This is a genomic window from Azospirillum sp. FG154 (assembly GCF_057809575.1).
Window position 1 is genome coordinate 27,500 of sequence record NZ_JBMDKF010000001.1, and the last position, 21,805, is coordinate 49,304.

Genomic DNA, 21,805 nt, shown 5'->3' on the forward strand with positions numbered 1-21,805 from the left:
CAGGCCTCACTTTTTCAGAGCGCGACGTTCAGAACCCGTCGCGCACGACCGTGAAGTCGCGGTCATGGCCCAGCGCCGGGACCATGCGGCGGGCCTCCTCGACGCGGGCCATGTCGAGATCGGCGGTGATGACACCCACCTCCTCGCCCGCGTCGGCCAACACCTCGCCCCAGGGCGCGATGATGAGGGAATGGCCGTAAGTCTGCCGCCCCTCGTCGTGCGTGCCGGTTTGCGCCGGGGCGACCACGAAGCAGCCGGTTTCAATGGCGCGCGCCCGCAACAGCGTGTGCCAATGCGCCCGCCCGGTCGGCACGGTGAAGGCGGCGGGGGCGGTGATGATCGACGCCCCGGCCTTGGCCAAGGCGCGGTGCAGGTAAGGAAAGCGCACGTCGTAGCAAATCGTCATGCCGACGCCGCCCCACGGCGTGGCGGCGACCACGGCGCGCTCGCCCGGTCGGAAGGTCGCCGATTCGCGGTAGCTCTCGCCATCCTTCAGATCCACGTCGAACATGTGGATCTTGTCGTAATGGCTGACGGCTTGACCTTGCGGGTTGAACAGATAGCTGCGGTTGGCGACCCGCTGGTCGTCCTGCAACACCCCCAGCGTGCCCGCCAGAATCCACGCCCCGGTTTCCCGCGCCAGATCGGCGAAGAAGGGGACGCCGGGATGTTCGGCCTCAACCTTCACCCGCGCCATGGTTTTGGCGCGGCCCTGGACGATCCAGCCGACATTCTCCGGCAGGGTGATGAACTCCGCCCCGGCGTCGCGCGCCCGGCGGACCAGATCGCCCGCCGCGTCGAGGTTGGGTTGCAGTTCGGTTCCGGCGTTGACCTGGACGCAGGCCGCCTTGACGACGGCGCTCACGCCGCGACTCCCAGCAGGGCGTCAAGCTTGCCCTGGCGGTCCAGTTCGTGGATGTCGTCGCTGCCGCCATAGGGCGCGCCGTCGATGAAGATCTGCGGCACGGTGGTCCGCCCCTCGGCCCGTTGCACCATCTCGCCTCGGCGGCCCGGCTGCTCGTAAAGGTCGATTTCCTGATAGGTCACGCCCTTGCTCTGCAACAGGCGCTTGGCGCGGGAGCAATAGGGGCAGAAGGGGGTGGTGTAGATGACGATCTCGGCCATGCGAGAGGCTCCTGGAAAGTCGGCCCGAACAGTTTGGAACCATTGTAAAAGAACCGCCGAAGCGACGCCAGAAGCGCCGCCGGACGGTCTGCCATGCCCGTCAGCTTTTCACGACGCGGGCCAGAGTCAAGACGTCCACCCGCGCCGCCCCGGCCTTGGTCAGCACCCGCGCGCATTCGGCCAGCGTCGCCCCGGTGGTCAGCACGTCGTCAACCAACACCACCCGCCGCCCCGTCACCGACAGACCGCCGCGCAGGCGGAACGCCCCCTTGACGTTGCGGTGACGCTCCGACCGGCCCAAGCCGCCCTGGGTCGGGGTGGCGCGCTGGCGGACCAGCGCGTCGGGAATCGTCGCGACGCCGGTTTGTTTCGCCAAGGCCTGGGTCAGCAGAGCCGCCTGGTTGTAGCGGCGGCGGAACAGCCGCAGCCGGTGCAGCGGCACCGGAACCAGAAGATCGGCGTCCTCCAACAGTTCCCGCCCGGCGCGCGCCAGCCACCCGGCGTAGGCCCCGGCGGCGTGGATGCGGTCGCCATGTTTGAAGCTCAACACCAGCGGGCGGCTGCCGTCGTCATAGACCAGCACGGCGCGGGCGCGGGCGAAGGGCGGCGGTTCGGCCAGACAGGCCCCGCAATGGACGCCCGCCTGCGCCTCATACTCGAAGGGCAGGCCGCAGCAGGCGCAAAAGGGCGGCGCGACGAAGGTCAAGCCGGTCCAGCAGGCGGCGCAAAGACCGCCCTGCCGGTCCACCGACGCGCCGCAGGACAGGCAACGCGGCGGCAACAGGGCGTCGAGCAGCGCGGTGGACGCGGCGGCGGCCAACCGAGCGAGCGCGCGGGGGGCGGTCATGGCGGGCGGGCGCCGTCACTGCAACATGGCGATGCGTTCAAAAATAATAAGCGTGTAGTCGCGCAAGGCGATGAAGATGGCCGGGCCGGTGACAAACAAAATCGCCAGCGTCGCAAAGATCTTCAGATCCTGCTGGATTGAGGATTCATTGATGTTTGTGACCGATTGGAAAATCGTCAGCGCGGCGGCCAACCCTGCGGTGATGGCCAACGTCGGAAAGGTGATCTTGATGATGACGATCAACGCCTCATAAGTCACGGCGACGGCTTCATCAATGCCCATGCGGAACGCATCCCCCTGCACGACCGGCGCGTCCAACAGCCCGGCCCGAAGAAAACTCACGCCGACACTCTAGCACGCGCGCGTCGTCGCGCCGACGCTTGAGGGCGGCGGCGGCTGCGTTATAGTGCCGGGCATGACGACCCCCGACCGCATGACCGTTTTTGACCGCGCGCTCGTCCGCCGCCGCCGCGACCGCGCCGTCCCGAATTTCTCCGACCATTCCTTTCTGTTCGACGAGGTCGCCGAGCGACTCGCCGACCGGCTGGAGGATGTGCTGCGCCCCTTCCCGTTGGCGCTGGACGTCGGTTGCCACGACGGGGCGGTGGGCCGGGTTCTGGCCGGTCGCAAAGGGATCGAGCGTCTGATCGCCTGCGATCTGGCTCCGGGCTTCGCCCGCGCCGCGCGGGGACTGGCCGCCGACGAGGAGTTTTTGCCCTTCGCGCCGGACAGCTTTGATCTGGTGGTCAGCAACCTCAGCCTGCATTGGGTCAACGACCTGCCGGGCGCGTTGCTGCAAATCCGCCAGATCCTGAAACCCGACGGCTTTTTTTGCGGCGCCATGCTGGGCGGCGACACGTTGATCGAGCTGCGCCGCTGTCTTTACGAAGCCGAAATGGCGGTGTCGGGCGGCGTGTCGCCGCGCGTGTCGCCCTTCGCCGAGATCAAGGACGCGGGCGGGCTGTTGCAGCGCGCCGGATTCGCCCTGCCGGTGGTGGACAGCGACACGCTGACCGTCACCTATTCCGACGCCTTCGCCCTGATGCGCGAGCTGCGCGGCATGGCCGAAAGCAACGCCGTTCTGGCCCGGCGCAAGGTTCCGGCGACGCGCGGCCTGCTGTTCGACGCCGCCCGCCGCTACGCCGACCTCTACGCCGAACCGGACGGGCGGATCCCCGTCACCTTCCAGATCCTCTATCTGGCCGGATGGTCGCCGCACGAAAGCCAACAGCAGCCACTGAAACCGGGCAGCGGTGAAATCCCCTTGGGGCAAGCTCTGAAAAACGGGAACGGATCGTTGTCGTAACGGTCGTGGACGACGTGGAGAGCGGCTTGGCTCAGGCCACCAGCCTCCACGCCATCCAGCCGAGAACGCCCGCGTTGACCAGCATGATCGCCGGGGCGACGCGGGCCACCGCCGTCCGCCAGGTCCGCCCGGCGAGATGCCCGGCCAGCCCAACCGCCAGCAGGCTGGGAATTGTTCCGACAACGAAACAAATCATGCCCAGAGCGCCGCTCAACGCGCTGCCGCTGGCCGCCGCCACCGCGACCGCGCCGTAAAGCAGCCCACAGGGGATGAATCCCAACGCCACGCCCAGACCATAGCCGCGCCAACCGACCGGGTTGCCGAACAGCGGACGGGCCAGACCGGACACCCGGTCGCTCCACCAGCGCGCGCCGCCGCCCAATCGCGGCAGAAAAGTCACAGCGCTTTTCGTTGCGTATCCGAAAAAAAACAACGCTGCAAAAGCCAGAAGCGCCACCGACAACCAGCGCAACCCCGGCAGCGCCCCGACATGCCCGGCCACCGTCGCCGCGACCGCGCCAATCACCGCGTAGGTCGTTCCACGACCGAAATGATATGGCAGAACCGCCGCGCCGGTCAGACGATGAAACTCCGACATCCGCGACAACGGCACTTGCTCCAGCCGGGCGGACACCTGGGCCAGAACGAAGGGGCCGCACATGCCCGCGCAATGGCTGACGCCGCCGACCAACCCCGCCGTCAGCAAAGCGAGAAACAGCCCGCCGTCGCGGTCAATGACCAGGACGCACTGATTCAAACCATCATGCAGCAGTGACAAGGCGTCCAAAACGCGATCTCCAACAGGCGGCGGCCACGGTCAATCATGGTGGGCGGCGGGTACACCCGGCCATGACGTGGGTCAACCCATTTGCGGGCGGAGTCGGGTTCGGACGGAACGGCGCAATGGAAGGGTGGACGGCGGCGGCAAACCGCGCGGCGGCGGCGCGCTGGCGAGAAACCACCAAAGCCCCAGCGCGATCAAGACCAGCTTGACCAACAGAAACAACGCGATGTGGCGGGCAAGCGGGTTGCGGAGCATGATCGTCCGGGCAAAGGTCGGTTGCGGTCGCAAAGGCCGAACTGGCAAAGGGGCGGCGCTTTTGGCTAGTATCCCCCTTACCCATCGGTCAAGGCCACACGCAATCGGTTCCACACCGGCCCGCCGATGCGCCGGAAGCCAGAGAAAGAGGACGTTCCACCATGAAGCGGCTGTTGCTTGCCTGCGTCATCGCCTTGGGGATGAACGCCCCGGCGCACGCCCAGATCAGCCTGTTCCAGGACACCACCCTGATGCAGGCCGTCTCCAAGGGGGACATCACCGGGCTGAAATCCCAATTGCTGAAGGGGGAAAACGCCAACCAGACCGACGCCTACGGCAAAACGGCGCTGATGACCGCCATCGGTCTGTCGAACCCGACCATGGTCTCTCTGCTGCTCAACGGCGGAGCCAGCGCCAACCGCACCGACAAGGCGGGCAACACCCCCCTGCTGCTGGCGGTGGAGGCGGGACACGCGGACATCGTCGACATTCTGTTGAAAAAAGGCGCCAAGGTCGACCAGGACAACCGCGAGGGGCTGACCCCGCTGATGGTCGCCGCGCGCAGCGGTCGGCCAGAGATCGTGGATCGGCTGCTCAAGAGCGGCGCCAAGGTTGACCGCTCTGACTTCACCGGGCGCACCGCGTTGAACTGGGCGGAGGATGGGCGCAACGCCCGCGTCACAACGCTGCTGCGCTCAGCGGGCGCCCGCTGAGCGGCGCGGCGATGATCGGCGTCGCCTTTGGCGGTCCCGGCCCGTTGTTGATCCTGCTGCTGGCGTTGCTGATCGACGCGGTGTTCGGCGATTGGCTCGACCGGATCCTGCCCGATCCGGTCCGGCTCGCCAACCGCTTCTGCAACGCCGCCGACGCCCGGTTGAACCGGGTGGAGCGCGGACCGACGGATCGGCTGGCGCGCGGCGCGCTGGTGATTCTGACGCTGGTTCTGATCGCCGGACTGATCGGGTTGCTGACCCAATGGATCGGCGGCCAGGGTCGCGGCTGGCTGATCGAGCTGTTGGTCGTGCTGTGCGGCGTGCGCGGACGCGCCGCCTGGACGCGGATCCGCGCGGTGCGCCGCGCCCTGGACAGCGGCGGGGCGGTCGCCGGGCAGGTCGCGATTCAGACGTTGACCCGTCGTCACGCCTATGGGCTGGACGAGCACGGCGTCGCCCGCGCCGCCGTCGAGGCCGCCGCCCGCGCCTTCGCCCGCAAATTGGTGGCCCCGGTCTTCGCCTACGCCCTGCTTGGCGCGCCGGGTCTGTTGATCTGGACCGCGATGGACGGGGCCGACGCCGCGCTGGGCAGCCCCGGCGTCCGACACTCGCGGTTCGGCCTGACCGCCGCCACGCTGGACGACGCGCTGAACGCCCTGCCCGCCCGGCTGGCGGCGCTGTTGCTGGCGCTGGGCGCGCCCTTCGTCGGTTCAGCCAAAATCGGCGAGGCTTTTCGCACGATGGCGCGCGACGCCCGCAAGCATCCCTCGCTGAACATGGGCTGGCCCATCGCGGCGATGGCCGGGGCGCTGGGCCTGTCGCTGGGCGGCCCCCACCGCGACGGCGGCGTGGTCATCACCGAGGCTTGGATCGGCGACGGTCGCGCCCGCGCCGCGCCCGCCGACATTGGCCGGGCGCTGGCGCTCTACGCCGTGGCCGCGCTGCTGCTGGTCGGGCTGGTCGCCTTGCTGATGACGGGGTTGGCGTCGGTCTGATCGGGGGGAGCTGATCGGGGGACAGGCCCGATAAAGATTCCGCATCCGGTCATAAGCGACGCGCATGGCTCAAACCATACGCCCGATCAACAATAGGGATCGCTCAAACCTTCCGCCGCGAAGGCGGCGCGCACGGCGGGACGGGCCAGAACGCGGGCCAGATACGGCGCCAGATGGGGCCGTTCGCGCGCCGGACGGGCCATGAAGCGGGTCCAACGGCACAGCATGAACAGATAAGAGTCGAGCGCCGAATAGCCGCCCGCCAGCATCCAATCCCGCCCGGCCAGCGCGTGGTCCAGCCCGTCGAATTGGTCGCTGATCCGGGATTCCGCCATCGCCTTGACGCTGGCTTGCGCCGCCGCGCCCTCGGCGAAACGCTCCGGGTAGAAGTAGAGCATCATGTCGGCCTGGACGGTGTTCGTCAGATAGATCAACCACTTGTAGAACTCAGCCCGCTCCGGCGCGCCGACCGGCGGGACCAATCCAGCGCCGGGGTTGGCGTCGGCCAGATGCAGGCAAATGGCGGCGGCCTCATACAGGACAAGCGCGCCATCGACCAGCGTCGGCACACGGCCATGCGGATTCAACGCCAGATACCCCGGCTGTTTGTGTTCGGCCTTGTCGCGGTCCAGCAGAACCAGATCGAAGGGCGCGCCAATCTCCCGCAACAGGATGTGCGGGGCCATGGCGGCGCTGCTGGCGATGGCGTAGAGCGTGGGCATCAAGCCTCTCCCTTGGTGACGGGAACCGCCCCGGAAACCGTGGGGCGGTTTGCCCATCGGCATAACCCGCGCCCTCGAAACGGTCCAGCCTCCCCCAGGCGGCGCATGGCACGCTTGATCGTGACGCGGGTTTGTCGGCATGACGAACTGTGCGTATGATCGCCGTCAGCGTTTAACAAATCGAACACCCCCGCGCAAACACGAGGCGCGCCGACACGAGGCGCGCCAACAAGGGGGGTTCGCCGGACCGGAGCAGGAAGAACAGCATGAGCGCGATCGGCAACTCGGCGGCGAGCCGCGACAAGGCCTTTGTCCTCCACCCCTACACCAATCTGCACGCCCACGAGACGCAAGGCCCGCTCATCATCGAGCGCGGCGAGGGCGTGCGCGTGTATGACGACGCCGACAACGCCTACATCGAGGGCATGGCCAGCCTGTGGTGCGTCTCGCTGGGCTGGGGGGAGGAGCGGCTGGTCCAGGCGGCGGCCAACCAGATGCGCAAGCTGTCCAGCTATCACATCTTCGGCCACAAATCGCACGAGCCGGGCATCGATCTGGCGGAAAAGCTGATCGGGCTGGCCCCGGTCCCGATGTCCAAGGTCTTCTTCGCCAATTCCGGGTCCGAAGCCAACGACACCGCCGTCAAGCTGATCTGGTACTACAACAACGCCCTGGGCCGCCCGGACAAGAAGAAGATCCTGGCGCGCGTGCGCGGCTATCACGGCGTGACGGTGGCGACCGCCAGCCTGACCGGCCTGCCGAACAACCACCGCGATTTCGACCTGCCGATCGCCCGCATCGCGCACGCCGATTGCCCGCACCATTACCGCAACGCCAAGCCGGGCGAGAGCGAGGAAGAGTTCGCCACCCGTCTTGCCGAACAGCTTGAGGCGCAGATCCTGGCCGAAGGGCCGGACACCGTCGCCGCGATGTTCTGCGAGCCGATCATGGGCGCCGGCGGCGTCGTGGTGCCGCCCGCGACCTATTACGAGAAGATCCAGGCGGTTCTGAAGAAGTACGACGTCTTGCTGGTCGCCGACGAGGTGATTTGCGGCTTTGGCCGCACCGGCAATTTCTGGGGCAGCCAGACCATGGGCATGCGGCCCGACATCCTGACCTGCGCCAAGCAATTGTCGTCGGGCTATCTGCCGATTTCCGCCGTGATGGTGTCGGACGCGATCTACCGCGCCTGCGTGGACGAGAGCAAGAAGATCGGCACCTTCGGCCACGGCTACACCTATTCCGCCCATCCGGTGGCGGCGGCGGTGGCGCTGGAAACCCTGGCGATCTACCAGGAACGCGACATGATCGGCCATGTCCGCGACGTCGCCCCGCTGTTCCAACGCCGCCTGCGCGCTCTGGCCGATCACCCGCTGGTCGGCGAGGCGCGCGGCGTCGGCCTGATCGGCGCAATCGAGCTGGTGGCCGACAAGACGACCAAGGCGCCCTTCGAGCCGGTGGGCCGCGCGGGCGCCGTGGTGAATGGTCTGGCGCAAGAGCATGGGCTGATCGTCCGCGCCATGGGCGATTCCATCGCCCTCTGCCCGCCGCTGGTCATCAGCGAGGAGGACGTCAACCAGGTGTTCGACCGCTTGGCCAAGGCGCTCGACGCCGCGATCCCGGTCCTGCGCGGGTAAGGATGGACGTGGGGGGAGCGAGGAAGCTCACTCCCCTCTCCGCTTTAAAGCCGCCCGCTCAAACGGCGGCGCGGTCCTTTGGCGGCGGTTAAAAAACGTGCAAGCCCAGATGCTCCCGCATCGGCTCAAAATCCCGATCAGCGTGCAACAGGACATGCCCGCCGGTGATACAGAATGTGCCGATCATCATGTCGATGGTCTTGCGAACCGTAATCCCCTTGGCTCGCAAAGCGCGATAGTTGGCCGCCACCAGAGGCGCCAGCGCGGGCGTCAGCATCGCCTCGACGGCATGAACGCGCAGGATCCGCTCGACGCGCGCAGCCTCCGCCTCGTCGCGCACGCCTTGCAGCACCTCCAACAGCACGACATCGCCCACCAAAATCAGGCCACGCCCGATCAGAGTCCGTAATTTTGCGGTCTGCAACGTTTCACGACGACGGAAAAAATCCACCCAGACGCTGGTGTCGACGACGATCACGCCGCGTCCCCACGCCCCACGCGGCTTTCCGCCAGATCCCCTTGCCAATCGACGGTGCCGAAGAGGCTCAAGGTGCGTTCCTCCTGCTTGAATCGAATCAGGCGACGCAAGGCTTCTTCAACAACGGCCTTTTTCGTGACCAGTCCGGTGGCCGCCATCGCCTCAGCGATCAAGCTATCGTCAATATCGATGTTGGTGCGCATGGCGACCTCCATGTGTATGAATGGTCTCTTTTATACACCCAACCTGCGCGCGCCGAAAGCGCCCGCGCGCGGCAGACCCGCCGCAACCGCAAGGGACAGGGCCGCGCGCCTCATGCGAAGGTGCAATCCGGGTTGGCTTGATTCGCATCAATGCCGGATGGCGCTTTGGCGCCAAAGATGCGATCTTCCCGTTGCGTGGGTTGGATGGAATCTTTCGCTCCGCCCATCCCCGCGCGACAGCCCCGGTGTGGATGACCGCGAACGGAAGCGCGCGATGGATTACGAGAGCTTTTTCCGCAGCCAGATCGCCACCCTGAAACAGGATGGCCGTTATCGCTTTTTCGCCGATCTGGCGCGGCACGCCGGGAATTTCCCGACGGCGACCTTCCGCGATTCCCAGGACCGCGAACGGCAAGTCACCGTCTGGTGCTCCAACGATTATCTGGGCATGGGCCAGCACCCCGCCGTGCTCAAGGCGATGCACGACGCGTTGGACGAGGTTGGGGCGGGCGCCGGCGGCACGCGCAACATCTCCGGCACCAACCGCTATCACGTTCTGCTGGAACGCGAACTGGCCGATCTGCACGGCAAGGACGCCGCCCTGCTCTTCACGTCGGGCTATGTGTCGAACGACGCGACGCTGACCACGTTGGGCAAGATCCTGCCCAATTGCGTGATTTTGTCGGACGCGCTGAACCACAACTCGATGATAACCGGCATCCGCAACTCCGGCGCGGAAAAGCACGTCTTCCGCCACAATGACCCCAAGCATTTGGACGAGTTGCTGTCCAACGTCGCGCCCGACCGGCCCAAGCTGGTGGCGTTTGAAAGCGTCTATTCGATGGACGGCGACATCGCCCCCATTCATGACCTGTGCGACGTCGCCGACAAACACGGCGCCATGACCTATCTGGACGAGGTCCACGCGGTCGGCATGTACGGCCCGCGCGGCGGCGGCGTGGCCGAACGCGACGGCGCGATGGACCGCATCACCATCATCGAGGCGACCTTGGGCAAGGCCTTTGGCGTCCAGGGCGGCTACATCACCGGTTCGGCGGCGCTGATCGACTGCGTGCGCAGCTTCGCCGCCGGGTTCATCTTCTCCACCTCGATGGCCCCGGTCATCGCGGCGGGGGCGCTGGCCAGCATCCGCCATCTGAAAAACAGCCAGACCGAACGCGCCCAGCACCAGGAGCGCGCGGCCAAGCTGAAGCGCCTGTTCGCCGACGCCGGTCTGCCGGTGATGCCCTCGGTCAGCCACATCGTCCCGGTGATGGTCGGCGACGCCCACCGCTGCAAGCAGGCCTCGGACGAGTTGATGGAACGGCACGGCATCTATGTGCAGCCGATCAATTACCCGACCGTGCCGCGCGGGGCCGAACGCCTGCGCTTCACCCCGACGCCGCTGCACAGCGACGCCGAGATGGACCGGCTGGTCGCGGCGCTGCTGGACGTCTGGAGCCGCCTGGATCTGCGTCTGGCCGCCTGAAACGCTGGCCTGAAATCACAAACCTGTTTGCGCGTCGGACCTTTTGTCCTCTGGACAGCGGGCCGACGCGCCCCTATGTTGAGGAGCAGATTGCGAGCCGCTCGCAATCTGCTCTTTTCATTCTCGCCAACCGCGTCGTCTGTCCGACGATCAAGCGCAGGGGTTCGCCATGTACCGTGACAACTCGCTGATGCCGAAAGAGGCGGTGCGCCTCGTCGTCTTGGGCACCTTGATGCAGGATGGGCCGCTGCGCTACGCCGCGCTTGCCGGGTCGGTGCGCCATTTCCTCGACCGCATCGTCGGCCCGTCGCTCGACCTGATGGGCACCTCGCTGGAGATGCTGCGCTACGAGGGGCTGATCGAGGCGCTGGACGGCAGCGGGATGGAGGACAACGCCCTGCTCGGCCCGACCGAGGCCGGACGGGCGGAGTTTGAAACCCTGGTCCGCGCCAACGTCCGCGCGCCGTCGGCGGACGGCATCAACAAGCTCATCATCGCGTTGAAGCTGCGCTTCCTGCATCTGCTCGATTCCGACTCGCAGAAGGAGCAGATCGACAACCTCGTGTCGCTGTGCGAGACGGAGTTGGCGCGGCTGGGCGATCTGCGGCGGGTCAACAGCGCCGATTCCGGCCATTTCGCCGCGTGGCTGGACCGCGACATCGCCCAGGCGGAAGACCGGCTGTCCTGGTTCCAGGATCTGCTGAACCGCCTGTAAGCGTTTCGCAACGATTGCTTGCCAAAATCCGATTGGCGCGACCTTTTTGCCAAAGGTCGCGCCTTCGTTTGTTTCGCCCCCGGATTTTGGTGTAGCGTAGCGCGCATGTGTTTCTGACCGTCCTCAAACAGCCGGAATGTCTCTCCATGGCCTCGATCCTGTCGACCGATGATCTTGAAGACCGCTTGCGCATGGAGTTTGTGGACGACGCGCGCGATCGTCTGGAGGTGATGAACGCCGCCCTGTCCGGTCGCGCCAAGGGAACGCGCAGCGACGCGGAGACCATCGGCGTTCTGCGGTTGGAGGCCCACAATTTCAAGGGCATGGGCACCAGCTTCGGCTATCCCACCGTCAGCCTCGTCGCCCACCGTCTGGAGGATTATCTCAGCGGTTTGAAGCAGTTGGAAGGCAAACAGCTTGCCGACGCCCAGATCTTCATCGACCGCATCGCCGAATTGGTGGACCGCGCCGAACAGCCGCTGTTGGCCGAAACCAACCGCATCATCCGCGCCCTGCCCGTCCGTTACGAATTCCAGGTGACGGACGTCGAGGTCCGCAACGTTGAAATCATGCTGGTGACGCCGTCCAAGGTCGTCGCCAAGAAGCTGGGCGGCGAGTTGGCGGCCTGCGGCTTCCGCACCATGACCGTGACCGACCCCATCGAATCGATCAGCCTGGCGGTGCGCGTGCCGCCCGACATGGTCATCGCCTCGATGGTGATGGACGGGCTGTCGGGCCTGGACCTCATTCGCGGCCTGCGCGCCATGAGCGTGACGCACAACGTGCCGATGGCGCTGTTGACCTCGCTCAATCTCGACAACCCGGCGCTGAAGGAAATCCCGCACGGCGTGTCGGTGATCCGGGTGGGCGAGCATTTCGGCGATGATTTCGCTGCCGTCGTCGCCAAATACAATCTGGGTTGAGCGGCTTCAGTCGAGCCGCCGCGCTTCCCCGGCGCCGTTGATCGCGCAGATCCGCTGCACGACGGCGGGTTTCGGCGCGGCGACCTCCCCCTGTTCAAACGCGACGACGCGCAGGCGGTCGCGGGTCAGATCCAGCAACTCCCCCTCCCGCAACAGAAAATCGGGGAAGGAGGGGCGGCCAAAGCGGGCGTTGCCGATGGCGAAGGTCTCGTAAATCAGAACCCCGCCCGGGGCCAGCGCGTCGAGCAGCGCCGGAAACAGGGGCCGGTGCAGATAGTTGGTCACGACGATCCCGGCGAAAGGCTGGCCGGGCGGCAAGGGCCACGGGCCGCCATCCTCCAGATCAGCCTGAACCAGCGTCACCCCGTCGGTTCCGCCGAGATCGGCCACCCCGCCCAGATCCCGATCCACCCCCACCACCGGGTGACGGCGCTGGTGGAACAGCCGCAGATGCCGCCCCGACCCGCAGGCCAGATCCAGGACGCTGCCGCCCGCCGCGACCAGCGGGGCGAAGCGGATGACCCAAGGCGACGCCGACGGCAAGGACGGATGGGGCGCGGAGGAGTGTGAATCGGTGGTCACGTTGGGCCTGCGGAATGGGTGTGGGGTTTGACGCGGGCGGTCCCGCCGTGCTGAATTAAGACCGATGCCGAGTCGCGCCGCAACCGCGCGCGCGCCCGACGTCTGGCGCAACGTTTGCTTATCACGGGTCGCTGACCCTCAGAGGTTTGGTGGGGACATGATCCTCTTCGCGTTGAAATGCTCGTCCGACCATCGGTTCGAGGGATGGTTCCGCAGCGGCGCCGCCTATGACGAGCAAGCGGCGTCCCATTTGATCGCCTGCCCGGTCTGCGGCGACCACGCCGTCACCAAAGCGCCGATGGCCCCACGCATCGCCAAGGGCGTCGCCAAGGCGGTCGACCGCGCCCACGAAACGGCGGAGGCGAAGAACGCCGCGAAAGAGACGAAGGACGCCAGCGCAAGCCCCGCCGCGCCGCCGCCATCCGCCCCGGCCACCATCCCCGCCCCGGCGGACGTCGTCGCCAGCCTGCCCCCGACGCTGAACGACGCCCAGCGCGAGGCAGTGGCGGAGGTGATCCGCCAATTGTCCGAGGTCCGCCGCACGGTGGAGAAAAATTGCGACTATGTCGGCGACCGATTCGCCGAGGAAGCCCGCCGCATTCATTATGGCGAGGCCGACCCACGCGGCATCTACGGCGAGGCGTCGTCCGAGGACGTCGAGGCGTTGAACGAGGAGGGTGTGACATTTCACCGCATCCCCTGGCTTCCACGCACGGATTCCTGATTCCGCTCTGGTTGATTCCGTCCGAAATCATTGGGAAAACTGACAGTTTGCAAGGCGCCGCGCCTGACGCGGCGCCTTTTCCGCGTCCGCGTCCCGCCCCCCGCCGGTCCGGCCGACCCGACCATGGTCGGGGGTGCGCCCAACTATGATCTGTATCAAACAATTGGCTGGATCAAGGGCCTACACCAAAGACGGTACAAGCCCGAGTGTCTCAAAGGACCGTCGAACAACCGCTCGGCACTCGTGAGGGGACGCACTATGAGTCAGAACACACAACGGATTGTGAACAATCCAAAATTCCAGGAGCTGATCGCCAAGCGCTCAGCCTTCGCCTGGACGCTTTCGATCGCCATGCTGGTGATCTATTTCGGCTTCATCCTTCTGGTCGCCTTCGGCAAGGGCTTTCTTGGCACGCCGATTGGCGCGGGCGTCACCACCTGGGGCATTCCCATCGGCGTCTTCACCATCGTCTCGGCCTTCGTTCTGACTGGCATCTACGTCAATCGGGCGAACGGCGAGTTCGACGAACTGAACCGCCAGATCCTGGAGGATTTGAAGTGATGCGCGCTGCCAATTCCCGCATCGTCGCGGCGCTCGCCGCGACCGGCGCTCTGGTTCCCGCCACCTCCTTCGCCGACGCCATTGGCGGCGCCGTGCAGAAGCAGGCGACGAACTACGAAGCCATCGTGATGTTCCTGGCCTTCGTGCTGTTGACGCTGGGCATCACCTTCTGGGCCGCCCGCCGCACCAAGTCGGCCAAGGATTTCTACGCCGCCGGCGGCGGCATCACCGGCTTCCAGAACGGTCTGGCGATCGCTGGCGACTACATGTCGGCGGCCTCCTTCCTCGGCATCGCGGGTCTGGTCTACGCGTCGGGCTTCGACGGGTTGATCTACTCGGTGGGTTGGCTGGTCGGCTGGCCGATCGTGCTGTTCCTGATCGCGGAACGGCTGCGCAACCTCGGCAAATACACCTTCGCCGACGTCGCGTCCTACCGCTTCCAGCAAACGCCGATCCGCACGCTGTCGGCCTGCGGCTCGCTGGCGACCGTCACCTTCTACCTGATCGCCCAGATGGTCGGCGCGGGCAAGCTGATCCAGCTTCTGTTCGGCCTTGATTATCTGGTCGCCGTCGTCATCGTCGGCGTGCTGATGATCGGTTACGTGACCTTCGGCGGCATGCTGGCGACGACCTGGGTGCAGATCATCAAGGCGGTGATGCTGCTGTCGGGCGCCTCCTTCATGGCCTTCATGATCCTGGCCAAGTTCAGCTTCAACCCCGAAGCCATGTTCCAGGCCGCCGTCAACATCCACCCGAAGGGTCTGGCGATCATGTCGCCGGGCGCGCTCGTCACCGATCCGATTTCGGCCATCTCGCTGGGCATGGCGTTGATGTTCGGCACCGCCGGTCTGCCGCACATCCTGATGCGCTTCTTCACGGTGTCGAACGCCAAGGAAGCCCGCAAGTCGGTCTTCTACGCCACGGGCTTCATCGGCTACTTCTACATCCTGACCTTCATCATCGGCTTCGGCGCCATCGTGCTGATCCTGTCGCCCGACGCCAGCGGCGCCTATCCCTTCCTGACGGCGGCCCCGGCGGCTGGCGTGAAGGCGGCGATCGCCACGGTCATCGGCGGCACCAACATGGCGGCCATCCACACCGCGCACGCGGTGGGCGGCAACCTGTTCTACGGCTTCATCTCCGCCGTCGCCTTCGCCACCATCCTGGCGGTGGTCGCCGGTCTGACGCTGGCCGGCGCCTCGGCGGTCTCCCATGACCTGTACGCCTCGGTCTTCGCCAAGGGCCGCGCCAACGAGCAGGACGAGATCCGCGTGTCGAAGATCACCACGGTGGTCATCGGCATCGTCTCGATCATTCTGGGCGTCGCCTTTGAAAACCAGAATGTGGCCTTCATGGTCGGCTTGGCCTTCGTCATCGCGGCGTCGGCGAATTTCCCGATCCTGCTGATGTCGATGTTCTGGGGCAAGATGACCACCCGTGGCGCCGTCATCGGCGGCACCATCGGCCTGGTCTCCGCCGTGACCATGCTGGTGCTTGGCCCGACCGTGTGGAAAGCCGTGCTGGGTCATCCCACCGCGATCTTCCCGTACGACAACCCCGGCCTGTTCTCGATCATTCTGGCCTTCGCTGGCATCTGGTTCTTCTCGATCACCGACAACAGCGAGCAGGCGCAGAAGGAACGCCGCGACTTCGAGGCCCAGTACATCCGGTCGCAGACCGGCCTGGGCGCGGAGGGGGCCTCGGCTCACTAACGCGAGCCATCGCGCGAGGTTCGCTTCGCACGCCAATTGTCGCACCCGACTTCCCGTGCCCTGCGGGACGGGTGTAACCTGAGAGCGCCCCTGGATCTTCCAGGGGCGTCTTTTTTTGTCCTCTGTCCAACGGAGCGGCGCCCGTGTCCGACCTTTCCCGGCTCGATTCTGCCCAGCCCGATCCGGGCGCCTTCGATTGCGACCGCCCGCCCTTCGATCTGCTGACGGCGGACCAGCGCGACGGCCTCACGTCAGCGCTCGACATCGGCCTCTACGCCAAGGACAGCGTCGTGTTGGGCCGCGACGATCCCACCGACGCGCTGTTCGTCGTGCTGCGCGGGGCGGTGCAGGAACGCCACGGCGGCGAGATCGCCGCGCTGCATGGGCCGGGCGACAGCTTCGACCTCGCCTCTCTCTACGGCGGCGGGCCGGTTCGCAGCTTCGTGGCGACGGAAGACACGGTTTGTCACGTCATTCCCCGCCCGCTGCTGGAGGGGTTGGCCCGCGAGAATCCGGCGTTCGGCGCGGCGGTTCTCGGCGCGTTCGCCCAGCGCATGCGGGCGTTGGCGGCGGAGCGCTCCAACCGGGAAATGGCGGCGCTGACCATGGCCCGCATCCGGCAGGCCTATCTGCACCCGCCGCTGTTCGTCGCAGGCGACGCCAGCCTGCGCGACGCCGCCGACACCATGAAGCGCAACCACGCCAGCAGCGTTCTGGTCCGCGACGTTGGGCCGGAGGGGGAACGCGTCGGCATCCTGACCGGCACCGACCTGCGCGACCGGGTGGTTCTGGAAGGCCGCCCGGTGGACGCGCCGGTCGGGCCGCTCGCCCGCTATGGGCTGCTGACCATCGACCGCGACGATCTGCTGTTCAACGCCCTGGTGCTGATGACGAAGCACGCGGTGCGCCGCGTCGTCGTCACCGAAGACGGCGCAATCGTCGGGCTGTTGGGGCAAAGCGACCTGCTGGCCGTGCTGTCCAACCATTCCCAGGTGATCGGGCTTCAGGTCGAACACGCCGATTCGCCCGACGATCTGCGGCGGGCCAGCCTGTCCATCGTCGCGCTGATCCGCACCTTGCACGCCACCGGCGTCAAGGTCGCCTTCATCGCCGACCTCGTCACCGAACTGAACCGCCGCGTCTTCCGCAAGCTGTTCGAGTTGCTGGCCCCGCCCGACCTGCTGGAAAACTCCTGCCTGATCGTCATGGGCAGCGAGGGGCGCGGCGAACAGGTGTTGAAGACCGACCAGGACAACGGCCTGATCCTGCGCGACGGCTATGATTGCCCGGCCCTGCCCGACATCGCCGCCGCGTTCACGCGCCATCTGGTGTCCTTCGGCTACCCGCCCTGCCCCGGCGACATCATGGTGTCCAACCCCGCCTGGACCCGCCCGCTGGCCGGTTACAAGGACGCGATTTTTCACTGGATCCATCACACCGACGAGGCGGCGGCGATGAATCTCGCCATCTTCTACGACGCCGCCCCCGTCGCCGGGGATTCCAGCCTGCTGGACGAGGCCAAGGGCTATCTGCTGAGCCGGTTGCAGGACAACCAGATGTTCTTCAGCCAGTTCGCCCGCCCAACGCTCGCCTTCGACACGCCGTCCGGCCTGTTCGCCGCCCTGTTCGAGCGGCGCCGGGCGGAGCCGGTGGACATCAAGAAGGCGGGCATTTTCCCCATCGTCCACGGCGTCCGCGCGCTGGCCCTGGAAAAACACATGGTGGAAACCAACACCGTCGCCCGCATCTGGGCGTTGGCCGAGTTGGGCGCGCTGGACCGCAAGCTGGCCGGGGAGTTGGTGGAGGCGCTCACCATCCTGTCGACCATCCGGCTGAAGGCCCGCGTCGATTCGCCCAGCGAGTCCGGGAACGACCAAACCGAACTGGCCATCGACAACATGGTTCACCCCGACCGGCTGGGAAAACTCGACCACGACCAGTTCAAGGATTGCCTGGCCTTGGTGAAGAGTTTCAAGGAAACCATCGCCTATCATTTCCGCCTGAATCATTGAGGGGCCGGCGATGCCGACCGACAGTCCCCCGACCAGCGCTCAGTTCAGCGCCCAGGCCAGCGCCCAGGCCAACACGGCGGCGCGTCTTGAGCGTGTCGCGCTTCATTGCGACGCGACGTCCTACGACGCGGCCAACGCCGAACCGCTGTTGCTGGTCGCCCTGCGGGTCCGGGGCAACCGAATCCTGACCGGCGGCGCGCTGATCCTGCGGCGAGAGGAAGACGGCTTTCCGACCGACGCCGGGGAACGGCTGCGCCGTTTCATCGGCCCCCGCCCGCTGATCGGCTATTTCCTGGATTTCTCCGCCGCGATGGTCGAACGGCTGACCGGCGGGCCGCTGACCAACGAGCGGACCGAGGTGTCCGGCCTCTATTACGACCGCAAGGTCCGAAGCCTGTCGAAAAGCGCGGTCGATCTGCGGCTGGACAGCATGATCCAGGATCTCGACCTGCCGACGCGCGCCGACGACGCGCGGGGGACCGCGCTGGCCGCCGCCATGGCGTGGCTGCGGCTGACCAACGCTGGCTAGGCGCGCGCCAAGACAATCATTCGTGTACGGTTGACGGACGCAATTCGCCTCACTCTCCGTCGTCCGCCCCGTTCACCGGCAGTTGTTCGCCCCGGATGCGGCGGCGGCGGTCGGCCTTGCGCATGATCTGCTTGCCGTGCTTGTGCAGCGACGGCCCTTCCAGCGGGCCGCCGGGCCGCACCGGACGTTCGGCGAAACGGCCCATGGAGATCATGCGGTCATACATCACCAGCGCTCCGGCGACCCCGACATTGACGCAAAAGGCCATCGGGATCTTGACCACGAAGTCGCAGCGGTCGATCAACGGCTGCGACAGGCTGGCGCGTTCCGGTCCCAGCACATAGGCGGCGCGGGTCGGGTGGCGGAAGCTGGGAAGCGCGATGGCGTCGTCGGTCAACTCCACCCCGACCAGCGCGCAATCCTTCGGCAGGGTGAAATCGGCCACCCGGTCATGGACATACAGCGGCAGATGCATGGTGGCGCCGGAGGTGTCGACCAGCTTGGTTTCCCGCAAATCCGGTTCTGGATCGATGGCGAAGAAAAAAGACGCGCCGAACGCGTGGGCGGAACGCATCAGATTGCCGAGATTGCCGGGCTTGCTGATCCGCTCGACGCCGATGGCGAAATAACCGCGCATGATGGGGGACGTGCCGCTGTGTGGGGGAAAACGGGCGGAGATTGCCCCGCCCGTTCCAACCACGCAAGGGCTTGCGCTATTTCCGCAGCCCCTCCAGCGCCGCCCGCAGCTTGGCCAGCGCCGCCGGGTCGGTGTCCTTGTTGCAGGCCAACGACATCACCGTCTTGTTGAAGGTCAGCACCGGCTTGATGAGATCCGCCGCCCCTTGCGTCTTCGCCAGATAGGGGCCAAGTTCAGATCCCGAAGCCCAGTAATCGATCCGCCCCGCCGCCAGCTTGGGCAGATTCAGTTCGTCGCGCGGAGCGATGTCCACCTTGTAGCCGCCCTTTTCCAGATAGGCGGCGACCGCGTCGCCCGCGTAACCGCCGATCACCTTGCCGCGCGTGTCGTCCAAGCTTTTCAACGGCGTGGCGTTGTCGGCCTTGGCGAACAGCACCCAGTCGTTGCTGACCAACGGCCCGACCCATTGGAACAGATCCTTGCGTTCCGGCGTCTCGGTGGCGCTGTAGACGCAGGCGTCTTTTTGGGTCTGCGCCGTCTGATAGGCGCGGTTCCAGGGCAGAACCTCGATTTTGTAGGCGACGCCCGCCTTCTCAAACATGCTTTTGACCAGCTCGGTGGCGATGCCCGTCACCTTGCCGTTCTGGGTCATGTTGAAGGGCGGGTACTCCTCGGTCGTCACCAGAATGTCGGCCATGGCCGCGACCGGCGCCAGGACGACCACACCAGCACACACACACGCGCGAATCATCGGCCGTTCTCCCACATTCGATGGCTGCGCCTGCGCGCCAACCGAAGCGGCCCAAGCGCAAAAGGCGCAAATTTCCTAAAAAGCAGCCGAATTGTGCGGCCTGCGTGGATGGGTTGTCCATGCGGGCCGCCCCTGATTTTCCCGCACGCGCTCTTGCCTCCCACAAGTCGGGGCGGCACTCTGGACGGCATGACGCACGATCACAGCCATCATCCTCATGACCACGACCACGCCGACCTGTCCGGCCCCGCCGAAAGCCCGATTCTGATTGAGGTGACGCGCGGCGGCATGATCGAATCGGTCCATCGCGGACGGGCCTGTCTGGTGGACGCCGCCGGTCATGTGCTGGCGCGATGGGGGGACATCGCCGCCCCGATTTACCCGCGTTCAGCCATCGCGGCGATCCAGGCGATTCCGTTGGTGGAAAGCGGCGCGCTCGACGCGTTCGAGTTGGGCGATTCCGAACTGGCCTTGGCCTGCGCCAGCCACAGCGGCGAGACCCGCCACATCCGCCTTCTGGAAGGCTGGATCAAGCGTCTGGGCCTGACCGCCGAGGATCTTGACTGCGGCGCCCAGATCCCGACCGATCCCGACAGCGCCGCCGATTTGATCCGCGACGGCGAACAGCCGACCGTCTTCCACAACACCGCGTCCGGCAAACACGCCGGCTTCCTCACCACCGCCCACCACCGGGGGGAGCCGACCAAAGGCTACACCCGTTTCGACCACCCGGCGCAACAGCGGGTGCTGGGCGTGCTGGAGCAGATGACCGGCCAGGATCTCTCCCGCGCGCCGTGGGGCGTGGACAATTGCGCCGCGCCCACCATCGGCGTTCCGCTGGGCGGCGTCGCCTACGCCATGGCCCGGTTGGCCGATCCGGTCGATTTGCCCGACGCCCGCGCCAACGCCGTGGCGCGGATCACCAAGGCGTGGAAGGCCCACCCCCACCTGATCGGCGGCAAGGACAGCTTCGACACCCGGATGATGCAGGCGTCCGGCGGTCGCGCTCTGGTCAAAAGCGGGGCGGAGGGGGTGGCCTGCGCCGTGCTGCCCAAGGAAGGAATCGGCATCGCCCTGAAGATCGAGGATGGGGCCGCCCGCGCCCGCGACGTGGCGCTCGCCGCGCTGATCCACGCCGCCAACGCCCTGACCGAGGAGCAATGGACCCGCGCCGCCGATCTGCTGACCGTCCCTCTGGTCAACCGCGCCGGGCGCGAGGTCGGCGTGATCCGCACGGCGGAAGGCTGGCCGCCAAGCAACGTCTGACGACGATCACCCGGCGCGGTTTGCTTTGCGAAACATCACCTCGTCATACGAGGCGCCGCTCAACAGCCTGTTGTCGCGTCCATAGCAAGGACCCGTTTGATCGTCGCTTTGACGAAGCACGACGTCGAACTCCGCCGACACAGCGAGGTCGGCGAAGCGGAATTGCGCGTGTTTGATGACCAGCACGCCGCCCGGTTTCAGACAGCGGGCGAGATCGGACGCCGTTTTCTCGAAATCGTCAAACCGGATCCAAGGGTCGCAGCGCGCCGACGGCGGGATGACGTTCAAATCGCCATGACGGAACACCGCCATGGCGAATATGGCGTCATAGCCCTCGCTTGGCTGATTTTCCGGTGATCCGGCGGTTATGAACTCAAGGCGATCAAGACCAAGCTTTCGGGCTTTGGCTCGACCGATGGACATGTTGCGCGGGTTGATGTCGATCCCGGTGATCGCCGCTTGGGGAAAAAGCTGGTGGAGCGAAAACATCTCCTCCCCCGTGGAGCAACCGAAGGACAGCAGGCGCCGGTCGGCGCCATCGCCGATCATCGCGCGGACCTGCCGAAAGATCACCGGATACCGATCGCTCTGGGTCGTCGGATAGGGTTGGAACATGTTGTTCGGCGTCCTCAGCAACAGCGACGCCGCGCGCCCGCGCTCCCCGCCCCGCGCCACATGATAGACAAGGCGCGCCGTCTGAAATCCCGGAATTTTTCTCAGCCGGTCCTTCAGATTTTTGCGCCATGCGGGCGTATGGTCGTTGGTCGGCATTCGATGTCAGTCCACAGCCTCTTGAAAACGCCTTCGCTCTGGCTCCAGCCCCGGCGGAACGCTCGGCG

General features: G+C 66.3%; 26 protein-coding genes. 13 read left to right on the forward strand and 13 right to left on the reverse strand.

Annotated elements, in window-relative coordinates; all coding sequences use genetic code 11:
• Window positions 1-28: 28 nt before the first annotated feature.
• The 4 genes from ACODS4_RS00155 to ACODS4_RS00170 all read right to left on the reverse strand — a co-directional run bounded on the left by ACODS4_RS00155 (window position 29) and on the right by ACODS4_RS00170 (window position 2,314).
• The gene (locus ACODS4_RS00155; RefSeq protein ID WP_488859569.1) at window positions 29-865 is read right to left on the reverse strand and encodes a carbon-nitrogen hydrolase family protein; all 837 of its coding nucleotides are present in this window, start codon (window positions 863-865) and stop codon (window positions 29-31) included.
• Complete coding sequence (grxC, locus tag ACODS4_RS00160) at window positions 862-1,125, reverse strand: glutaredoxin 3 (RefSeq protein WP_488859571.1); 264 nt, start codon at window positions 1,123-1,125, stop codon at window positions 862-864. The genes ACODS4_RS00155 and grxC overlap by 4 nt, the downstream gene beginning before the upstream one ends.
• Window positions 1,126-1,225: 100 nt before the next feature.
• Window positions 1,226-1,972, reverse strand: a complete 747-nt coding sequence (locus ACODS4_RS00165; RefSeq protein WP_488859573.1) for a ComF family protein — start codon at window positions 1,970-1,972, stop codon at window positions 1,226-1,228.
• A gap of 15 nt (window positions 1,973-1,987) precedes the next feature.
• The gene (locus tag ACODS4_RS00170; RefSeq protein WP_488859575.1) at window positions 1,988-2,314 is read right to left on the reverse strand and encodes a flagellar biosynthetic protein FliQ; all 327 of its coding nucleotides are present in this window, start codon (window positions 2,312-2,314) and stop codon (window positions 1,988-1,990) included.
• A gap of 73 nt (window positions 2,315-2,387) precedes the next feature.
• On the opposite strand from ACODS4_RS00170, the gene ACODS4_RS00175 reads away from it, so the two are divergent.
• On the forward strand, window positions 2,388-3,278 hold the full coding sequence (locus ACODS4_RS00175) for a methyltransferase domain-containing protein (RefSeq protein ID WP_488859577.1): 891 nt from the start codon (window positions 2,388-2,390) through the stop codon (window positions 3,276-3,278).
• A gap of 31 nt (window positions 3,279-3,309) precedes the next feature.
• Here the strand turns inward: ACODS4_RS00175 and ACODS4_RS00180 are convergent, their stop codons facing one another.
• Both ACODS4_RS00180 and ACODS4_RS00185 read right to left on the reverse strand, forming a co-directional pair.
• Window positions 3,310-4,065 carry a sulfite exporter TauE/SafE family protein gene (locus ACODS4_RS00180; protein WP_488859579.1) on the reverse strand — a complete coding sequence of 252 codons (756 nt, stop codon included), beginning with the start codon at window positions 4,063-4,065 and terminating at the stop codon, window positions 3,310-3,312.
• A 72-nt stretch (window positions 4,066-4,137) separates the two neighbouring features.
• Window positions 4,138-4,317 carry a hypothetical protein gene (locus ACODS4_RS00185; protein ID WP_488859581.1) on the reverse strand — a complete coding sequence of 60 codons (180 nt, stop codon included), beginning with the start codon at window positions 4,315-4,317 and terminating at the stop codon, window positions 4,138-4,140.
• A 161-nt stretch (window positions 4,318-4,478) separates the two neighbouring features.
• Here ACODS4_RS00185 and ACODS4_RS00190 point away from each other — a divergent pair, with 161 nt between their 5' ends.
• Complete coding sequence (locus tag ACODS4_RS00190) at window positions 4,479-5,030, forward strand: ankyrin repeat domain-containing protein (protein ID WP_488859583.1); 552 nt, start codon at window positions 4,479-4,481, stop codon at window positions 5,028-5,030.
• A gap of 11 nt (window positions 5,031-5,041) precedes the next feature.
• A complete protein-coding gene (locus ACODS4_RS00195) occupies window positions 5,042-6,025 on the forward strand; it encodes a CobD/CbiB family cobalamin biosynthesis protein (RefSeq protein ID WP_488859585.1) in 984 nt (327 codons plus the stop codon).
• Between the two features lie 86 nt (window positions 6,026-6,111).
• Here ACODS4_RS00195 and ACODS4_RS00200 read toward each other — a convergent pair whose 3' ends face one another.
• Window positions 6,112-6,747, reverse strand: coding sequence for a glutathione S-transferase family protein (locus ACODS4_RS00200; RefSeq protein WP_488859587.1), 636 nt, complete (start codon window positions 6,745-6,747; stop codon window positions 6,112-6,114).
• A 266-nt stretch (window positions 6,748-7,013) separates the two neighbouring features.
• On the opposite strand from ACODS4_RS00200, the gene ACODS4_RS00205 reads away from it, so the two are divergent.
• Window positions 7,014-8,384, forward strand: coding sequence for an aspartate aminotransferase family protein (locus tag ACODS4_RS00205; RefSeq protein WP_488859589.1), 1,371 nt, complete (start codon window positions 7,014-7,016; stop codon window positions 8,382-8,384).
• Between the two features lie 88 nt (window positions 8,385-8,472).
• Here ACODS4_RS00205 and vapC read toward each other — a convergent pair whose 3' ends face one another.
• Together vapC and ACODS4_RS00215 are read right to left on the reverse strand one after the other, a co-directional pair.
• Window positions 8,473-8,862, reverse strand: a complete 390-nt coding sequence (gene vapC, locus ACODS4_RS00210) for a type II toxin-antitoxin system VapC family toxin (protein WP_488859591.1) — start codon at window positions 8,860-8,862, stop codon at window positions 8,473-8,475.
• Window positions 8,859-9,065, reverse strand: a complete 207-nt coding sequence (locus ACODS4_RS00215) for a type II toxin-antitoxin system VapB family antitoxin (RefSeq protein ID WP_488859593.1) — start codon at window positions 9,063-9,065, stop codon at window positions 8,859-8,861. The genes vapC and ACODS4_RS00215 overlap by 4 nt, the downstream gene beginning before the upstream one ends.
• A 274-nt stretch (window positions 9,066-9,339) precedes the next feature.
• On the opposite strand from ACODS4_RS00215, the gene hemA reads away from it, so the two are divergent.
• The 3 genes from hemA (at window position 9,340) to ACODS4_RS00230 (ending at window position 12,192) form a co-directional block, all read left to right on the forward strand.
• Window positions 9,340-10,554 (forward strand): 5-aminolevulinate synthase, encoded by a 1,215-nt coding sequence (hemA, locus tag ACODS4_RS00220; RefSeq protein ID WP_488859595.1) that lies wholly within the window; start codon window positions 9,340-9,342, stop codon window positions 10,552-10,554.
• Between the two features lie 169 nt (window positions 10,555-10,723).
• Window positions 10,724-11,269, forward strand: coding sequence for a hypothetical protein (locus tag ACODS4_RS00225; RefSeq protein WP_488859597.1), 546 nt, complete (start codon window positions 10,724-10,726; stop codon window positions 11,267-11,269).
• Window positions 11,270-11,415: 146 nt separating this feature from the next.
• A complete protein-coding gene (locus tag ACODS4_RS00230) occupies window positions 11,416-12,192 on the forward strand; it encodes an Hpt domain-containing protein (RefSeq protein WP_488859599.1) in 777 nt (258 codons plus the stop codon).
• Between the two features lie 6 nt (window positions 12,193-12,198).
• Here ACODS4_RS00230 and ACODS4_RS00235 read toward each other — a convergent pair whose 3' ends face one another.
• Window positions 12,199-12,774, reverse strand: coding sequence for a class I SAM-dependent methyltransferase (locus ACODS4_RS00235; RefSeq protein WP_488859601.1), 576 nt, complete (start codon window positions 12,772-12,774; stop codon window positions 12,199-12,201).
• A gap of 157 nt (window positions 12,775-12,931) precedes the next feature.
• Between ACODS4_RS00235 and ACODS4_RS00240 the strand changes: the two genes are divergently transcribed.
• The 5 genes from ACODS4_RS00240 (at window position 12,932) to ACODS4_RS00260 (ending at window position 18,312) form a co-directional block, all read left to right on the forward strand.
• Window positions 12,932-13,498 carry a DUF1178 family protein gene (locus tag ACODS4_RS00240; protein ID WP_488859603.1) on the forward strand — a complete coding sequence of 189 codons (567 nt, stop codon included), beginning with the start codon at window positions 12,932-12,934 and terminating at the stop codon, window positions 13,496-13,498.
• Window positions 13,499-13,756: 258 nt separating this feature from the next.
• Window positions 13,757-14,059 (forward strand): DUF485 domain-containing protein, encoded by a 303-nt coding sequence (locus tag ACODS4_RS00245; protein WP_488859605.1) that lies wholly within the window; start codon window positions 13,757-13,759, stop codon window positions 14,057-14,059.
• Window positions 14,059-15,771, forward strand: a complete 1,713-nt coding sequence (locus ACODS4_RS00250) for a cation acetate symporter (RefSeq protein WP_488859607.1) — start codon at window positions 14,059-14,061, stop codon at window positions 15,769-15,771. The genes ACODS4_RS00245 and ACODS4_RS00250 overlap by 1 nt, the downstream gene beginning before the upstream one ends.
• Window positions 15,772-15,914: 143 nt before the next feature.
• Entirely contained in the window at window positions 15,915-17,783 is a 1,869-nt protein-coding gene (locus tag ACODS4_RS00255) for a DUF294 nucleotidyltransferase-like domain-containing protein (protein ID WP_488859609.1), read from the forward strand.
• 10 nt (window positions 17,784-17,793) lie between these two features.
• Window positions 17,794-18,312: a 3'-5' exonuclease family protein gene (locus ACODS4_RS00260; RefSeq protein ID WP_488859611.1), complete on the forward strand. Its 519-nt coding sequence runs from the start codon at window positions 17,794-17,796 to the stop codon at window positions 18,310-18,312.
• A 49-nt stretch (window positions 18,313-18,361) separates the two neighbouring features.
• Here the strand turns inward: ACODS4_RS00260 and ACODS4_RS00265 are convergent, their stop codons facing one another.
• Window positions 18,362-18,949, reverse strand: a complete 588-nt coding sequence (locus ACODS4_RS00265; protein WP_488859613.1) for an RNA methyltransferase — start codon at window positions 18,947-18,949, stop codon at window positions 18,362-18,364.
• 76 nt (window positions 18,950-19,025) lie between these two features.
• Window positions 19,026-19,700 (reverse strand): substrate-binding periplasmic protein, encoded by a 675-nt coding sequence (locus ACODS4_RS00270; protein WP_488859615.1) that lies wholly within the window; start codon window positions 19,698-19,700, stop codon window positions 19,026-19,028.
• 189 nt (window positions 19,701-19,889) lie between these two features.
• On the opposite strand from ACODS4_RS00270, the gene ACODS4_RS00275 reads away from it, so the two are divergent.
• The gene (locus ACODS4_RS00275; RefSeq protein ID WP_488859617.1) at window positions 19,890-20,966 is read left to right on the forward strand and encodes an asparaginase; all 1,077 of its coding nucleotides are present in this window, start codon (window positions 19,890-19,892) and stop codon (window positions 20,964-20,966) included.
• A 6-nt stretch (window positions 20,967-20,972) separates the two neighbouring features.
• Here the strand turns inward: ACODS4_RS00275 and ACODS4_RS00280 are convergent, their stop codons facing one another.
• Window positions 20,973-21,737, reverse strand: a complete 765-nt coding sequence (locus tag ACODS4_RS00280; protein WP_488859619.1) for a class I SAM-dependent methyltransferase — start codon at window positions 21,735-21,737, stop codon at window positions 20,973-20,975.
• Window positions 21,738-21,805: the final 68 nt, after the last annotated feature.

Coding starts and splice junctions, on each gene's coding strand:
- ACODS4_RS00205 (WP_488859589.1), top strand. CDS start 7,014: ATGAGCGCGATCGGCAACTCGGCGGCGAGCCGCGACAAGGCCTTTGTC.
- ACODS4_RS00200 (WP_488859587.1), bottom strand. CDS start 6,747: ATGCCCACGCTCTACGCCATCGCCAGCAGCGCCGCCATGGCCCCGCAC.
- ACODS4_RS00190 (WP_488859583.1), top strand. CDS start 4,479: ATGAAGCGGCTGTTGCTTGCCTGCGTCATCGCCTTGGGGATGAACGCC.
- ACODS4_RS00270 (WP_488859615.1), bottom strand. CDS start 19,700: ATGATTCGCGCGTGTGTGTGTGCTGGTGTGGTCGTCCTGGCGCCGGTC.
- grxC (WP_488859571.1), bottom strand. CDS start 1,125: ATGGCCGAGATCGTCATCTACACCACCCCCTTCTGCCCCTATTGCTCC.
- ACODS4_RS00265 (WP_488859613.1), bottom strand. CDS start 18,949: ATGCGCGGTTATTTCGCCATCGGCGTCGAGCGGATCAGCAAGCCCGGC.
- ACODS4_RS00230 (WP_488859599.1), top strand. CDS start 11,416: ATGGCCTCGATCCTGTCGACCGATGATCTTGAAGACCGCTTGCGCATG.
- ACODS4_RS00260 (WP_488859611.1), top strand. CDS start 17,794: ATGCCGACCGACAGTCCCCCGACCAGCGCTCAGTTCAGCGCCCAGGCC.
- ACODS4_RS00250 (WP_488859607.1), top strand. CDS start 14,059: ATGCGCGCTGCCAATTCCCGCATCGTCGCGGCGCTCGCCGCGACCGGC.
- ACODS4_RS00245 (WP_488859605.1), top strand. CDS start 13,757: ATGAGTCAGAACACACAACGGATTGTGAACAATCCAAAATTCCAGGAG.
- ACODS4_RS00275 (WP_488859617.1), top strand. CDS start 19,890: ATGACGCACGATCACAGCCATCATCCTCATGACCACGACCACGCCGAC.
- ACODS4_RS00215 (WP_488859593.1), bottom strand. CDS start 9,065: ATGCGCACCAACATCGATATTGACGATAGCTTGATCGCTGAGGCGATG.
- ACODS4_RS00240 (WP_488859603.1), top strand. CDS start 12,932: ATGATCCTCTTCGCGTTGAAATGCTCGTCCGACCATCGGTTCGAGGGA.
- ACODS4_RS00175 (WP_488859577.1), top strand. CDS start 2,388: ATGACGACCCCCGACCGCATGACCGTTTTTGACCGCGCGCTCGTCCGC.
- hemA (WP_488859595.1), top strand. CDS start 9,340: ATGGATTACGAGAGCTTTTTCCGCAGCCAGATCGCCACCCTGAAACAG.
- ACODS4_RS00280 (WP_488859619.1), bottom strand. CDS start 21,737: ATGCCGACCAACGACCATACGCCCGCATGGCGCAAAAATCTGAAGGAC.
- ACODS4_RS00225 (WP_488859597.1), top strand. CDS start 10,724: ATGTACCGTGACAACTCGCTGATGCCGAAAGAGGCGGTGCGCCTCGTC.
- ACODS4_RS00195 (WP_488859585.1), top strand. CDS start 5,042: ATGATCGGCGTCGCCTTTGGCGGTCCCGGCCCGTTGTTGATCCTGCTG.
- ACODS4_RS00165 (WP_488859573.1), bottom strand. CDS start 1,972: ATGACCGCCCCCCGCGCGCTCGCTCGGTTGGCCGCCGCCGCGTCCACC.
- ACODS4_RS00185 (WP_488859581.1), bottom strand. CDS start 4,317: ATGCTCCGCAACCCGCTTGCCCGCCACATCGCGTTGTTTCTGTTGGTC.